13 protein-coding genes are annotated in these 14,513 nt (G+C 71.4%); 8 read left to right on the forward strand and 5 right to left on the reverse strand.

Features of this window, described 5'->3' with window-relative positions; translation table 11 throughout:
* Nucleotides 1-314 precede the first annotated feature (314 nt).
* A complete protein-coding gene (locus ACIQ8J_RS23750) occupies nt 315-929 on the reverse strand; it encodes a DUF6230 family protein (protein ID WP_403266423.1) in 615 nt (204 codons plus the stop codon).
* A 103-nt stretch (nt 930-1,032) separates the two neighbouring features.
* Between ACIQ8J_RS23750 and ACIQ8J_RS23755 the strand changes: the two genes are divergently transcribed.
* The gene (locus ACIQ8J_RS23755) at nt 1,033-1,659 is read left to right on the forward strand and encodes a TetR/AcrR family transcriptional regulator (RefSeq protein ID WP_403266426.1); all 627 of its coding nucleotides are present in this window, start codon (nt 1,033-1,035) and stop codon (nt 1,657-1,659) included.
* A 56-nt stretch (nt 1,660-1,715) separates the two neighbouring features.
* Here ACIQ8J_RS23755 and ACIQ8J_RS23760 read toward each other — a convergent pair whose 3' ends face one another.
* Complete coding sequence (locus ACIQ8J_RS23760) at nt 1,716-2,996, reverse strand: glycoside hydrolase family 18 protein (protein WP_403266429.1); 1,281 nt, start codon at nt 2,994-2,996, stop codon at nt 1,716-1,718.
* A gap of 356 nt (nt 2,997-3,352) precedes the next feature.
* Here ACIQ8J_RS23760 and ACIQ8J_RS23765 point away from each other — a divergent pair, with 356 nt between their 5' ends.
* From ACIQ8J_RS23765 to ACIQ8J_RS23775, 3 genes are all read left to right on the forward strand, one after another.
* Nucleotides 3,353-4,525, forward strand: a complete 1,173-nt coding sequence (locus ACIQ8J_RS23765) for an acyl-CoA dehydrogenase family protein (RefSeq protein WP_403266431.1) — start codon at nt 3,353-3,355, stop codon at nt 4,523-4,525.
* Between the two features lie 807 nt (nt 4,526-5,332).
* Nucleotides 5,333-6,454 (forward strand): hypothetical protein, encoded by a 1,122-nt coding sequence (locus ACIQ8J_RS23770; RefSeq protein WP_403266433.1) that lies wholly within the window; start codon nt 5,333-5,335, stop codon nt 6,452-6,454.
* 98 nt (nt 6,455-6,552) lie between these two features.
* Nucleotides 6,553-7,647, forward strand: coding sequence for a phosphotransferase family protein (locus ACIQ8J_RS23775; protein WP_403266436.1), 1,095 nt, complete (start codon nt 6,553-6,555; stop codon nt 7,645-7,647).
* An 83-nt stretch (nt 7,648-7,730) separates the two neighbouring features.
* Here ACIQ8J_RS23775 and ACIQ8J_RS23780 read toward each other — a convergent pair whose 3' ends face one another.
* Nucleotides 7,731-8,153: a hypothetical protein gene (locus tag ACIQ8J_RS23780; RefSeq protein WP_403266438.1), complete on the reverse strand. Its 423-nt coding sequence runs from the start codon at nt 8,151-8,153 to the stop codon at nt 7,731-7,733.
* Between the two features lie 204 nt (nt 8,154-8,357).
* Between ACIQ8J_RS23780 and ACIQ8J_RS23785 the strand changes: the two genes are divergently transcribed.
* The 4 genes from ACIQ8J_RS23785 (at nt 8,358) to fxsA (ending at nt 12,431) form a co-directional block, all read left to right on the forward strand.
* Entirely contained in the window at nt 8,358-8,798 is a 441-nt protein-coding gene (locus ACIQ8J_RS23785) for an Lrp/AsnC family transcriptional regulator (protein WP_399051078.1), read from the forward strand.
* A gap of 10 nt (nt 8,799-8,808) precedes the next feature.
* The gene (locus tag ACIQ8J_RS23790) at nt 8,809-10,446 is read left to right on the forward strand and encodes an amidohydrolase (protein WP_403266441.1); all 1,638 of its coding nucleotides are present in this window, start codon (nt 8,809-8,811) and stop codon (nt 10,444-10,446) included.
* A 575-nt stretch (nt 10,447-11,021) separates the two neighbouring features.
* Nucleotides 11,022-11,789, forward strand: a complete 768-nt coding sequence (locus tag ACIQ8J_RS23795; protein WP_403266444.1) for a polyprenol monophosphomannose synthase — start codon at nt 11,022-11,024, stop codon at nt 11,787-11,789.
* Between the two features lie 60 nt (nt 11,790-11,849).
* Nucleotides 11,850-12,431, forward strand: a complete 582-nt coding sequence (gene fxsA, locus ACIQ8J_RS23800) for an FxsA family membrane protein (protein WP_403266447.1) — start codon at nt 11,850-11,852, stop codon at nt 12,429-12,431.
* Between the two features lie 83 nt (nt 12,432-12,514).
* Here the strand turns inward: fxsA and ACIQ8J_RS23805 are convergent, their stop codons facing one another.
* Together ACIQ8J_RS23805 and ACIQ8J_RS23810 are read right to left on the reverse strand one after the other, a co-directional pair.
* Nucleotides 12,515-12,889: an RNA polymerase-binding protein RbpA gene (locus tag ACIQ8J_RS23805; protein WP_053724453.1), complete on the reverse strand. Its 375-nt coding sequence runs from the start codon at nt 12,887-12,889 to the stop codon at nt 12,515-12,517.
* Nucleotides 12,890-13,143: 254 nt separating this feature from the next.
* Nucleotides 13,144-14,502: an MFS transporter gene (locus tag ACIQ8J_RS23810; protein WP_403266450.1), complete on the reverse strand. Its 1,359-nt coding sequence runs from the start codon at nt 14,500-14,502 to the stop codon at nt 13,144-13,146.
* Between the last annotated feature and the right edge of the window lie 11 nt (nt 14,503-14,513).

Here is a 14,513-nt window from a genome sequence, read left to right on the forward strand (position 1 = left end):
CCGGGCCCCTGCCCCTTCGCCGGTGCGGGGCCCCGCCCCCTCGCTGGTTCGGGGCCCCGCACCTTGGCCGGTCCCGCCGCCGAACCCGAGGCCCGCGAGCAGTCCGGCGTCGGTGTCCGAGGCGTCGGGCCCGCCGGGTCGCGGGCCGCCCTGCACCCGGACCGGTGGGTCGCCCTTCGCGCCCCGGCCCCCGGGTCGCGGGCCGCCCCGCGCGCCCGCGCCCCCGGCCTGACCGGCCGGCGCGGCCCCGCCCGCCGTATGCCTCGCGGGGGTGTCCGCCCCGGCCCGGGGGAGCCGGAGCAACCCCACTCGTCTCAGAAGCACTTCTTGCCGCCGATGCTCACATCGACCTTCATCCCCTTCAGCCGGAAGTTGCCGCCGGTCGCCGACCAGGCATGCGACTTCACGCCGTTGACCTCGATGTCCCCGGCCTGCAGGCCGAACTTGCCCTGCTCGCCCTGGACGCCCTTCACCGCGTCCAGCGTCGAGGCGTCCCGGCCGATCTGCGCCGTGCCGAAGCGGGCGTCGCCGACCAGGTCCGCGCCGTCGATGACCAGGTTGCTGGCCGTCACCTCGCCCGCGTCACCGCCCGCCGTCAGCTTGAACACCACGGTCCCGACAGGGGTGTTGACCTCCGCCGACTGGCAGATGTCGCTGAGCCTCGCGTCGCCGATGCCGAGCAGCGCCACCGGGTGGCCCTTGCCGTCGACCGACCTGTCGGTCTGCACGAACGAGGCGAGACCCGAACTGGTCAGCTTCCCCGACGCGACCTGGAAACTCGTACCCGAGACCGCGAACGACGCGGCCAGCGCGCCCTCGGCCATCACATTGGCCATGATCCCGACCGCGACGACCGCCGGCAGGGCGACGACCGCGGTCTTCTTCCAGGCTGTTCTGCCTTCGGCCAACGGCCTTCCAGCTGCGCTCACTTGATCCTCCCGTACGGTCCGTGGTCCAGCGGTGCAGGGGGAGTGCGAATGCAGGTCTGCCATACTGCGGGCATCCTGTGGCAGTTGGAGACTAGGGCCGAATTTGAATAATAGTCAACAGCGCGGTACGACCGAGAGATCCCAGGTCCGCCGCTCTGAACTCATCGCAACCGGCCGGAAGTTGTTCGCGGACACCTCGTACGACGCGCTGTCGATGGACGACATCGCCCAGCACGCCGGGGTCGCGAAGGGCCTGATCTACTACTACTTCAAGTCCAAACGGGGCTACTACCTGGCCATCGTCGAGGACTCCGTCGCCGACCTCGTGTCCCGCGCCGGGAGCGACACCGATCTGCCCCGCGCCGAACGCGTCCACCGCACCGTCGACGGCTATCTCCGCTACGCGGAGCACCACCAGGCGGCGTACCGGACGATCGTCACCGGCGGCGTCGGCTTCGACACCGAGGTGCAGGCCATCCGGGACGCCGTGCGCGAGGAGCTGATCGCCACCATCGCCGAGGGCGCCTACGGCACCCGGGAGATACCGCCGCTCGCCCGGCTCGCGCTGCTCGGCTGGCTGGGCAGCGTGGAGAGCGTCACCCTGGACTGGCTCGGCACCCTGGAGCCGCCGCGCGACACGGTGCGCGAACTGCTCGTACGGATGCTGCGGCACACCCTCGACACCATCGAGGAGTTCGAACCGTCCTGCCCCTCGCCCGACACTCCCTAGGGAGCCCATGCCGAAGGGGCGGACGGCCGCCGCCGTCCGCCCCTCCAACTCCCTTGCTAGCCGATCGACTTGATGAGCTCACCGTCGCCGGTGTCGCCGCTCAGCTCCCAAAAGAAGGTCCCGCCGAGGCCCTGGTCGTTTTTGTAGGCCGTCTTCCCGGCGATGGTGGACGGGGTGTCGTAACTCCACCAGTCGTTGCCGCAGTAGGCGTACGCGGTCCCCGCGACCGTCCCGTTGGCGGGGCACTTGGTCTTGAGCACCTTGTAGTCGTCGATGCCCTGCTCGTACGTTCCCGCCGCCGGCCCCGTCGCGGTGCCGCCCGGCGCCTGCTGCGTCACGCCCGTCCAGCCGCGTCCGTAGAAGCCGATGCCGAGCAGCAGTTTGCCCGACGGAATGCCGAGGCCCTTCAGCTTCTGGATGGCCGCGTCCGTGGTGAAGCCCTGCGTGGGGATCCCGCTGTAGGAGGTCAGCGGGGAGTGCGGGGCGGTCGGGCCCTGGGCCGCCCAGGCGCCGAAGAAGTCGTACGTCATCGGGTTGTACCAGTCGACGTACTGCGCGGCGCCCGCGTAGTCGGTGGCGTCCATCTTGCCGTTGGCCGAAGCGTCCGCGGTGATGGCGGCGGTCACCAGACTCGATCCGCCGAACTTCGAACGCAGCGCCGCCAGCAGGTTCGTGAAGGCCTCGCGCCCGCTGGTGTCACAGGTGAGGCCGCAGGCGTTGGGGTACTCCCAGTCGATGTCGATGCCGTCGAAGACATCGGCCCAGCGCGGGTCCTTGACCAGCGAGTAGCAGGAGTCGGCGAACGCGGCCGGGTCCTTCGCGGCCTCGCCGAATCCGCCCGACCACGTCCAACCGCCGAACGACCAGAGGACCTTGAGCCCGGGATGCTTCTTCCTGAGCTCCCTCAACTGGTTGAAGCTGCCCGCGACCGGCTGGTCCCACGTGTCGGCGGTGCCGTCGACGCTGGAGGCGGCGTCGTACGTCTTCTGGTAGTCGGCGTAGGCGTCGCCGATGGCGCACTTGCCGCCGGTGACATTGCCGAACGCGTAGTTGATGTGGGTCAGTCGGTCCGCCGAGCCGGAGGTCTCGATGTTCTTGACGTGGTAGTTGCGCTGGTAGACGCCCCAGTCGGTGAAGTACCCGACGACCTTGGAGCCGGCCGCCGCGGCGGGCCGGGGGGCCTTCTCGGGGGAGGCGGTCGCGCTGCCCGCGCCGGTGAGCAGGGTGACACCGAGCGCGGCGGTACACGCGGCGGCGATCAGCGCCCGGATGGGGGTACCCCCCGCTCGACGGGGAGTTGAGAGCCTGGGGGAGCGGGGGCGGTGGGGTCCGAGCATCGTGATCTCCTCGTGGGGAGGGGAGGGTGGGGGCCGGTCACGGGTGCTTTGACATGAACGCACTAAGGCGCCGAGGGGAACGCTAGGAGGACTAGACCAGTTCGGTCAATGGTTCGGACCAATTCCGGAGGGCTCAATTCCAGGGCGCTGTCCGGCGCGGAGCCCGGGGAAATCGTGATCTTGGGGCCAGTGACGGGACGCGTCCGATCGGGCATACTCACAGCGCCACAGCCGCCCGCCTGCTACTTCCGTGACCCGGAGGGGAAGGCAACGGCTGTAGAGCAGAGTCACCGGCGGCGCGGCCACACCCTGCGCGCGCGTCCGCCGAAGCGCCCGACAGGGAGGAGAGCGCCGCCATGCCCGACCGTGCCCCGCAGCCGGTGGAACGACAGCTGCCCACCGAGGAGGCCCGGGACCTTGTAGCGCTGGTGCGCGACATCGTCCAGCGGGAGATCGCGCCCCAGGCCGCCGAGCAGGAGGACGCCGGGCACTTCCCGCGCGAGATCTTCACCCTGCTCTCCGAATCCGGACTGCTCGGCCTGCCGTACGACTCCGAGTTCGGCGGGGGCGACCAGCCCTACGAGGTCTACCTCCAGGTGCTGGAGGAGCTCGCCGCGGCCCGCCTCACGGTCGGCCTCGGCGTCAGCGTCCACTCGCTCGCCTGCCACGCCCTCGCCGGCTACGGCACCAAGGAGCAGCAGACCGAGCACCTGCCCGCCATGCTCGGCGGCGGCCTGCTCGGCGCGTACTGCCTCTCGGAGCCCTCGTCGGGATCCGATGCGGCATCGCTGCGCACCAAGGCCGTACGGGACGGCGACGACTGGGTCATCACCGGCACCAAGGCCTGGATCACCCACGGCGGGATCGCCGACTTCTACACCGTTCTGGCCCGCACCGGAGGCGAGGGTGCCCGCGGCATCACGGCCTTCCTCGTCCCGGGCGACGCCGAGGGGCTGGCCCCGGCCGCCCCCGAGAAGAAGATGGGCATGAAGGGCTCGCCCACCGCCCAGCTCCACTTCGACGGCGTACGCGTTGCCGACGCGCGCCGCATCGGCGAAGAGGGCCAGGGCTTCGCGATCGCCCTCTCGGCACTCGACTCGGGGCGGCTCGGGATCGCGGCCTGTGCGATCGGGGTGGCCCAGGCGGCATTGGACGAGGCGCTCGCGTACGCCACCGGGCGGCAGCAGTTCGGCCGGCCCATCGCCGACTTCCAGGGCCTGCGCTTCATGCTCGCAGACATGGCGACCCAGATCGAGGCGGGCCGCGCGCTGTACCTGGCCGCCGCCCGGCTCCGCGACGCCGGGCGCCCCTTCTCCCGGCAGGCCGCGATGGCCAAGCTGTTCTGCACGGACGCGGCGATGAAGGTGACCACGGACGCGGTCCAGGTCCTGGGCGGCTACGGTTACACCGCCGACTTCCCGGTCGAGCGGTACATGCGCGAGGCCAAGGTGCTGCAGATCGTCGAGGGCACCAACCAGATCCAGCGCATGGTCATCGCCCGCCACCTCGCGGGTCCAGAGACGCGCTGACCCCCCACCCCGGCCACACCGGGGCCGCCGCGAGCCGGGACCACTCCTGATCGCGGCATCCCGGCAGGGCCCGCCCACTGCTCGCCCAGTGGTGCAGGAGGGCCCGGTAGATGGGTGGGTCGGCCGGGCGCGGAACCGATTCTTCGGATGCGGAAGCGGGCCCGACGAGGCGACGCCGACCATGCCCGGGGCCAATCGAGTAAAGCAAACTCATGCCGACCCAACGCGCCCTGCCACGGGCTGGTCACCGCTCATGGGATTCGCCTGTGCGTGCGGGGGGCGCCCGGCGGGGAGTTGGGCTCCGGGGGGGCGTACCCGCCAAGAAGCCCGAGGTGCCGCCCCGCCCCGCCCGAGGGGGCGGGGGACCCTCGAAGGGGGGCAAGGGTCGCGCTCCAGGGAGGGGAGGGATCCCCTTCCGGAGGGGGCTGCATGCGCCCCCTCCGGGGGTGAGGTGTGGCCCGCCCGAGGGGGGGGCGGCAGGCTCCCTTTCCCTGGGGTCAGGCGGGGGTCCCCTCCCCCTGGGCGTCGGCGGGGCGCCTCTCCTCGGGGTCCGGAGGGGGCGGCTGCCCCTGGGGTCGAGGGGCGCAGCCCCCGATGGGGGTGCAGGGGGCGGAGCCCCGCGGGGGTCTGGGGCGCTGCCCCAGCGCTCAGGTTTCTCAACCCCGCCGAACGGGCGGGGTTGGTGGGAAACCCCCGGGGTCTGGGGCGCAGCCCCAGCGGTGCTGGGGGGGATCCGGAGCCCTGGGTATGGCGAGCTCCGCCAGCCTGACGTACCGTCAACTCTCCCCGCTCGGCAGGAGGTTGGCCATGCCGCAGGACCGCCCCGTCCCCCTCGACGAGTACCCCGTCCACCAGGCCCCGCTCTCGATGAAGCACCTCGTCACCGGCGACCGCAACGCCTACGACCGCTGCATCTTCCACGCCTTCGACCACCAGGGCCGCGCCCTGCTCGTCGCGGGCCTCGGGGTCTACCCCAACGCCGGGGTGATCGACGCCTACGCCACCCTCCGCGTGGGCGACCGGCTGCACGCCGTCAGAGCCTCCGACGCCCTCACCGACGACCGCATGAACCTTTCCGTCGGCCCTCTGCGGATCACCGTCGACACCCCGTTGCGCCGCCTCGCACTGCACTGCGCTCCCGATCCGGACGACCCGGATTCACTCTCGTACGAAATCGTCTGGAACGCGGATTTCCCCGCGCTGTGGGAGCCCCATCACACGCAGCGCAAGGGCGACCGGCTCACGCTGGAGGGGCGACGGTTCGTGCAGGCGGGGCACTGCACCGGCGTGATCCGCGTCGCCGGCGAGGAGATTCCCGTCACGGCGGGGGAGTGGACCGGGACGCGCGACCGCAGCTGGGGGGTGCGGCCGATCCCCGGCGAGGAGGCCGGGCGCGGCGACGAGTACCGGCCGGAGGGGTTCCACTGGCTGTGGGTGCCGGCCCGTTTCGACGACCGGTTCGTCATGGTGATCGCCCAGGAGGACGCCGACGGCTACCGCACCCTCAACGAGGCGGTGCTCGTCCGCGACGGCCACCCCGACGCCCAACTCGGCTGGCCCCAGGCCGACATCACCTACCGCCCCGGCACCCGTCACCCCGAGCGCGCCGTCATCCACCTCACCGACCAGTCCCGCAAACCCCTCGAACTCGGCGTCGAGATCCTCGCCTCCTCGCCCCTCGCGGTCGGCGCCGGCTACCCGCCCGCCGACGGCTGGCAGCACGGCACCTGGCAGGGGCGCGGCTGGACCGACCGGCAGACCTACGACCTTGCCGACCCGGCCGCCCACCCGATGGCCGCGTTCGGCGTCACCGACCACGCGGCCCGCTTCACCCTCGACGGGCAGACCGGCTACGGGATCTTCGAACACGGCAGCTTCGGCCGCCACGACCCCAGCGGCTTCACCGACTACGCCTCCGTTGCACCCTGATCCGCCGCCCTGATCCGTCGCCCCGATCCCGTCGTCCGCCGCTGTCATCTCGCTGTGAGTCGTCGCCTCCGCCATTTCGCCGTGAAGGGAGCACCGCCTTGGCCACCGCGCCCCGCCCCCGCACCTCCACCCGCGATCCCGAGGAAGTCGGCCGCCGGCTCACCCTCTGGCTCGACGCCCGGCTGCCCGGCGCCCGGGTCGCGGACATCCGGGTGCCGTCCTCCAACGGCATGTCGAGCGAGACCCTCCTCTTCGACATCGAGCACCCCGAAACCCCCGTCCGGGCCTGCGCCCTGCGGCTCGCCGCCGACCCGGCCGCGTACACCGTCTTCCCGGTGTACGACATGGCCCGCCAGCACCGGGTGATGCGCCTGGTGGCCGAGCACACCGATGTTCCCGTGCCCCGGGTTCGCTGGCTGGAGGAAGACCTCGCGCCGCTCGGGGCGCCGTTCTTCGTGATGGACCGGGCCGAGGGGCGCGTACCGCCGGACGTCATGCCCTATACGTACGAAGGCAATTGGCTGCACTCGGCCACCGACGCGGAACGCGCCCGCCTCCAGGACGCCACTGTGTCCGTACTGGCCCGGCTGCACGGCCAATTCCCGCCCGGGGAAGCCGAGTTTCTGCTCCCCGACGGCAAGGGATCGGCCCTGAGCCGTCATGTGGGCGCCCAACGGGATTACTACGAATGGGTGGTTGACGGCCTTCCGCGATCACCGCTCATAGAGTCGGCCTTCGACTGGCTCGACGCGCACTGGCCCGAGGACGAAGGCCCCTCGGTGCTCACCTGGGGCGACGCCCGCATCGGAAACATCGTCTACGACGGATTCGACCCCGTGGCGGTGCTCGACTGGGAGATGGCCGCCTGCGGCCCGCGCGAACTCGACCTCGGCTGGACCGTCTATCTGCACCGTTTCTTCCAGGACTTGACGGTGAGTTTCGGCCAGCCGGGCCTCCCCGGCTTCCTGCGGCGCGACGACATCGAGCGCCGCTATGCCCAACTCACCGGCCACACCCCGCGCGACATGGAGTTCCACACCCTCTACGCGGCGCTGCGGCACGCCGTCGTCATGCTGCGGATCGCCCACCGGCAACTGCACTTCGGCGAGGCCGAACCGCCCCCGGACCCGGACGCACTGATCCTGCACCGGGCCAGTCTGGAGGCCATGGTGCGCGGTACGTACTGGAGTTGAGGATTCCGTTGAGGTGGAGGCTTTCTGCGGCTCAAGGCCGGACGCGCCTCGGCGGCGCCCGGCCCACCGGCGGCCTCGCGCGCTCAGGCGGCGCGGCGCATCTGCGGCACGCGCATCGGGCGCGAGCCCGGACCGCCGACGTGCGAGAAGGGCTGGGTGCGCCAGTCGAGCCCCTGGGGGAGCGTGAGCAGCAGCGCGGTGTCCTGCTCCTGGACGCCGGGCGACTCGTCCGCCGCCTGGGCGTCCCCCGCGGCGCGGCCGGTCCCGGCGCACACGGTCAGCACGAACGGGTTCCACGGGCTGGGGCACAGCGCGTGCTCGGGCAGCTCGTCCTCGTCGGCGAGCAGGGCGATCGGCTGCACGCAGTCCGGGCAGATCACCCGGTACATCTCGAAGGTGTCGTACGCGTCGAGCGAGTCCTCCTCCTCGATGAACTCGCCGATATCGACAGGCTCCGGTTCGCTGCGTTCACGTTCCGTACGTCCGGTGCGCTTGGGATTCTGCATTGGGACACTCCCCCTCGGGTGGGCCGGCATGTGCGCCGTGGCCGCGACCAAAGCAAGCACTTCCCGCCACGTGCGAGAGGTAACCGCGCGGGCCCCCGCGACCCGTCCGCAAACCTGTGGCGTTCGTCACATGCCGCCCGCAGGTGCCGATTCCGGCGCCGTCCGACTGTGCCGGAAGCGACCTGGGGCAATAGGTTGATCGCCATGGAGGAGCTGGACCGTCAGATCGTGGATCTGCTCGTCAAGGACGGGCGGATGAGCTACACCGACCTGGGCAAGGCCACGGGCCTGTCCACCTCGGCGGTGCACCAGCGGGTACGCCGTCTCGAACAGCGCGGGGTCATCCGCGGATACGCCGCCGTCGTGGACCCCGAGGCGGTGGGCCTGCCGCTGACCGCGTTCATCTCGGTGAAGCCCTTCGACCCCAGCGCCCCCGACGACATCGCGGAGCGCCTGGCGGGCGTGCCGGAGCTGGAGGCCTGCCACAGCGTGGCCGGCGACGAGAACTACATCCTCAAGGTGCGGGTGGCGACGCCGCTGGAGCTGGAGCACCTGCTGACCCGCATCCGCACGCTGGCCGGTGTCTCGACCCGTACGACCGTCGTCCTGTCCACCGCGTACGAGGCACGGCCGCCGCGTATCTAGGCTGTCCTCCATGAGTTCCGCGACCGAAGAGACCGCCCACCGCACCGTCCTGCTGCGCGGCGGCGACGTGCACAGCCCCGCCGACCCCTTCGCCACCGCGATGGTCGTCGAACGCGGACACGTCGCCTGGGTGGGCTCGGAAGGCGCCGCTGACGCCTTCGCCTCCGGTGTCGACGAGGTCGTGGACCTCGAAGGCGCGCTGGTCACCCCCGCGTTCACCGACGCACACGTGCACACCACCGCCACCGGCCTCGCGCTGACCGGCCTCGACCTCTCCTCGGCCCGCACCCTCGCCGAAGCCCTCGACGCGGTACGCGCCCACGCGGCCGCCCGCCCCGAGGACCGGGTGCTGCTCGGCCACGGCTGGGACGCCGCCCGCTGGCCCGAGCGGCGCCACCCCTCGCGGGCCGAACTCGACGCGGCCACCGGCGGCCGCCCGCTCTACCTGACGCGCATCGACGTCCATTCGGCCGTCGTCACCACCGCCCTGCTCGACCTGGTGCCCGGCGTCCGCGACCTGGCCGGATACCGCGACGGCGAGCCCCTCATCGGGGGCGCGCACCACGCGGTGCGGGCCGCCGCCCACGGCGCGATCACCCCGCACCAGCGCACCGAGGCCCAGCGCGCGGCCCGCCGCCACGCCGCATCGCTCGGCATCGGCACCCTCCACGAATGCGGCGGCCCCGACATCTCCGACGCGGACGACTTCACCTCGCTGCTCCGCCTGGCCCGCGAGGAATCCGGGCCGCGGGTCTTCGGCTACTGGGCCGAGCGCGTGGCGGGTGCCAAGGACGCCGATCGCATCCGCGAACTCGGTGCGCTCGGGGCGGCCGGTGACCTCTTCGTGGACGGCTCCCTCGGCTCCCACACCGCCTGCCTGCACGCCCCCTACGCCGACGCCCCGCACACCGGCACCGGTCACCTGGACGCCGCCGACGTGGCCGCCCATGTGGCCGCCTGCACCGAGGCCGGGCTCCAGGCCGGTTTCCACGCCATCGGCGACGGCGCCGTCAGCGCGGTCGTGGAGGGCGTCCGGGCCGCCGCCGAGCGGGTGGGCCTCGCCCGGATCAGGGCCGCGCGGCACCGCGTCGAGCACGCCGAGATGCTCACCCCCGCGACCATCGCCGCCTTCGCCGAGCTCGGCCTCACCGCCTCCGTGCAGCCCGCGTTCGACGCGCTGTGGGGCGGCGACGAGGGCATGTACGCCGAGCGGCTCGGCGTCGAGCGGGCCCGCACCCTCAACCCGTACGCCGCCCTGCTGCGGGCCGGGGTGCCGCTCGCGTTCGGCTCCGACTCACCGGTGACCCCGCTGGACCCCTGGGGGACCGTCCGCGCGGCCGCCTTCCACCGCACCCCCGGGCACCGGATCTCGGCGCGGGCCGCCTTCACCGCCCACACCCGGGGCGGCTGGCGCGCGCTCGGCCGGGACGACGCGGGCACGCTGGTGCCCGGTGCTCCGGCCGACTACGCGGTCTGGCGCACCGAGGAGCTCGTGGTCCAGGCCCCGGACGACCGGGTGGCCCGCTGGTCCACCGACCCCCGCTCGGGCACCCCGGGCCTGCCGGACCTCACTCCGGGCACCGCGCTGCCGGTCTGTCTGCGCACCGTGGTGTTCGGACAAACGGTATTCGCGCAGCCGAACGAGTGACATAGGGATATTTCGTACCGTTGGCGGACGGCCGTCACGGCATCGCCACGACCTGCGGATCTTCGTCGCTGACCTGGTGAATTGCAAAAACGTCGCAGCTCAAACGGCTGTTGACAGAAAGCGGCCGGGGGCCGGTAGGTTCGGCCGAGTCCACCACAGGACGTCCGACCGGTTAAACCTCCACGCAGTCGTCGAACGCCGCTGGGTCATGGGGTGGTGTGCCGCACCGGCACACCACCACTGGGAGCCAGGTTCAGCGCCCGCGCCTCGGGGGCGAGGGAAGGTTTCAGCCGTGCGGGCGTCCCCCCTGCCCGGCTGCGGGCCCAGGGGACGGTGCGACCCGGGTGGGGCCCGGACGCTCAGTAGACAACGGCTTTCGTCGACCCGCAGCCAGCGGGTCCCAGGTCGGCCCGAAGGGCGCCGGGCCCCCGTACCGACACTTCCCGCGACATCCGGCATTCCGGCGGATCCCCACCGCCATCCGGGCGCATCCGACACCACCCACCCTCGCGGTGCGGCCGGACCGCGACCGCTCGCTATGGTGGTCACCTGCGTACGGACAATAAGGGGCAGTAGTGAACGACGGCGGTCAGAGGCGGTACGGCCCGCTGGGCAGGACCTTGGTGATCATTCCGACCTACAACGAGGCGGAGAACATCAAGCCGATCGTCGCCCGCGTCAGAGCGGCGGTCCCCGAGGCCCACATTCTGGTCGCCGACGACAACAGCCCCGACGGCACGGGCAAGTTCGCGGACGAGATCGCCGCCGATGACGACCAGGTGCACGTCCTGCACCGCAAGGGCAAGGAAGGCCTCGGCGCCGCCTATCTGGCCGGTTTCCGCTGGGGCATCGAGCACGACTACGGCGTACTCGTCGAAATGGACGCCGACGGCTCCCACCAGCCCGAGGAACTGCCCCGGCTGCTCACCGCCCTCAAGGGCGCCGACCTGGTGCTGGGATCGCGCTGGGTGCCGGGCGGGCGGATCGTGAACTGGCCCAAGTACCGCGAGTTCATCTCGCGCGGCGGCTCCACGTACTCGCGGCTGCTGCTCGGCGTTCCGATCCGGGACGTCACCGGTGGCTACCGGGCCTTCCGCCGGGAGACCCTCGAAGGCCTCGGCCTGGACGAGGTCGCCTCCGCCGGCTACTGCTTCCAGGTCGACCTGGCCCGGCGCGCGGTCGGCGCGGGCTTCCACGTCGTGGAGGTCCCCATCACGTTCATCGAGCGCGAACGCGGCGACTCCAAGATGAGCAACGACATCCTGATCGAGGCGCTCTGGCGGGTCACCGCCTGGGGAGTCGGCTCCCGCGCCGGCAAACTCCTGGGCCGCAAGCCCTCGTGACCAGCGCGTACTGATCTCCTCCTTACGCCGTACGGATCGGCTCCCAGGCACACTGGGAGCATGACGACCGGCACTCCGCCTCCGACAGTTCCCAAGCGCTCGCGCGCACGCACCTTCGTACCCCTGGGGATCGCCGCCTGGCTGGTCCTGGAGATCTGGCTGCTCACCGTGGTGGCCGGCGCCACCAGCGGCCTCACCGTTCTGCTGCTGCTCATCGGCGGCTTCGCGCTCGGCTCGTATGTCATCAAGCGGGCCGGGCGGCGCGCCTTCCGCACTCTCACGGAGACGTTCCAGCAGCAGCAGTCCGGGGCCGCCCCGTCCGCCGCCCAGAACGGCGGCGAGGGCAACGCCCTGACCATGCTGGGCGGCCTTCTGCTGATCATCCCCGGGTTCGTGTCGGACGCGGTGGGGCTGCTCTGCCTGCTCCCGCCGGTCCGGAAGTTCGCGGCCCGCTTTGCCGAGCGCTCGCTGCAGAAGAGGATGCGCACCGCCCCGCCCGGCAGCTTCGGCGACGCCTTCCAGCAGGCCCGCATCCACTACCCGGACGGCAAGGTCGTGCAGGGCGAGGTCATCCGGGACGACGCCCCGCCCTCGTACCCCGCGCGCGACGACCGGGGCCCCCGTCCGCCGCTGACTCCCTGACCACAGCAAAAGCTGAGGGCCGGTCACACCAGATGGTGTGACCGGCCCTCAGCTTTTGTGCGCTGTGTCGCCGAACTGCGCGACTAGGCGGACTTGCGGCTGTCGCGCGGATGCACGGCAATGTTCATGGTGCCGGAACGAAGGACCTCCAGCCTCTCGGCCAGAACCTCCTCCAGCTCCTCGCGGGTGCGCCGCTCCATGAGCATGTCCCAGTGCGTACGCGCAGGCTTGCCCTTCTTCTCTTCAGGGCCGTCGCCGTCCACCAGGAGTGCGGGGGCCCCGCAGACCTTGCACTCCCACTCCGGCGGGATCTCCGCCTCCACCGAGAAGGGCATCTCAAAGCGATGTCCCTTCTCGCATGCGTACTCCACGGCCTGGCGCGGGGCCAGATCGATGCCGCGGTCGGTCTCGTAGCTGGTCACCACGAGGCGCGTGCCGCGAAGAGCTCGCTCACTCATGAATCGTGCCTCCCGGGCTTGTCGCCCACAGGACAGGTGTCACTGTCGTCGTCATCCGGTCAACGTCCGGTCGGCGGTAAAGATTCCCGTTCTGGGTCATGCGTCGCCGTCGTGCCGCCCCTTGTTGTACCCACCAGTGACCGGTTTGTCACATCTGACAGCAGATGTCACCCAGCGTCTTCACTACTTGAGCACGCAGTAACGGTCCGCCTGGCAGGCCAAAGGCGTACACTACCGGCCTTTCACTTCAACGTCTAAATCCGTGCCGGAACAGGGTTCCCGGCGGCCGCCACGGCGGCCCGTACCGGCACCCGCGCGAGCAGCACGAATCCGGCCGCGAAGAACACCACCAGCGAGATGATGGCATCCCGGTAGCTCCCGGTCAGCTGATACGCGAGACCGAACACCAATGGCCCCAGCCAGCTCAGGCCCCGGTCGCTCATCTCGTAGGCCGAGAAGTACTCGGCCTCCTTGCCGCTCGGCACCATGTGTGAGAAAAGCGACCTCGACAGGGCCTGGCTGCCGCCGAGTACCGTCCCGATCGCCGCCGCGAGCACGAAGAAGAGGACCGGCTGCCGGGCCGGCAGGAAGTAGCCGACCCCGAGGATCACCGCCCAGACGGCGAGCGAGCCCAGAATGGTGCGCTTCGCACCGTACGTCTGCGCCATCCGCCCCATCGTGAGGGCACCGGCCACCGCCAGGACCTGCACGAGCAGCACGGCGACGATGAGCGTGTTCTGATCCAGGCCGAGCTCCTCGGACCCGTAGATCGAAGCCTGCGAGATCACCGTCTGCACACCGTCGTTGTAGATGAGGTACGCCAGCAGGAAGGCGAGCGTCAGCGGGCGGGCGCGCATGTCCCGCAGGGTCGCGATCAGCTGCCGCCAGCCCGCCCCGACCTTCCCCTCGGCCGCCGCCACCGCCACCTTGCGGTCACGCAGCCGCCGGAGCGGTACGAGGGTGAACGCGCCCCACCAGACCCCGGCCGACGCCAGACAGATCCGTACCGCGGCCGACTCCGACAGGCCGAAGCCGTCGTGCCCCGAGTAGAGGATCAGGTTGAGGACCAGGACCCCGGCCCCCGAGGTGTAGCCGAAGGCCCAGCCGCGCGAGGAGACCCGGTCGCGCTCCTCGGGCCCCGCGATCTGCGGCAGATAGGCGTTGTAGAGGACCATCGACACCGAGAGCGAGGCGTTCGCCACGATCAGCAGGACCGCGCCGAGCAGATAGCGGTGCCCGTCCAGGAAGAACATCCCGGCCGTAGCGGTCGCACCCGTGTAGGCGGCGGCCGCCAGGAGCGGCTTCTTGCGGCCGCTGCGGTCCGCGGCCGCGCCCACGATCGGCATGAGGACCACCGCGAGGATCACCGAGGCGGACACGGCGTACGCGAAGAGCGAGCCCGCGCGCACCGGGACGCCCAGTGGGTGCACGAACCCGTCGGGGTCCGCCGCCGACTTGGCGATCGAGGTCAGATAGGGGCCGACGAACACGGTGAGCACGCTCGTCGAATACACCGAGCAGGCGAAGTCGTAGAAGTACCAGCCGTGTTGCTCCCGCTTGCGGTCGGCCGTGCTCACCGGCTGATCCGCCCGGTCAACGGTTCCAGCGCTCAACCCGCGCCCCC

The sequence above is a fragment of the Streptomyces sp. NPDC094147 genome, from assembly GCF_044764265.1.
GTDB lineage: Bacteria > Actinomycetota > Actinomycetes > Streptomycetales > Streptomycetaceae > Streptomyces.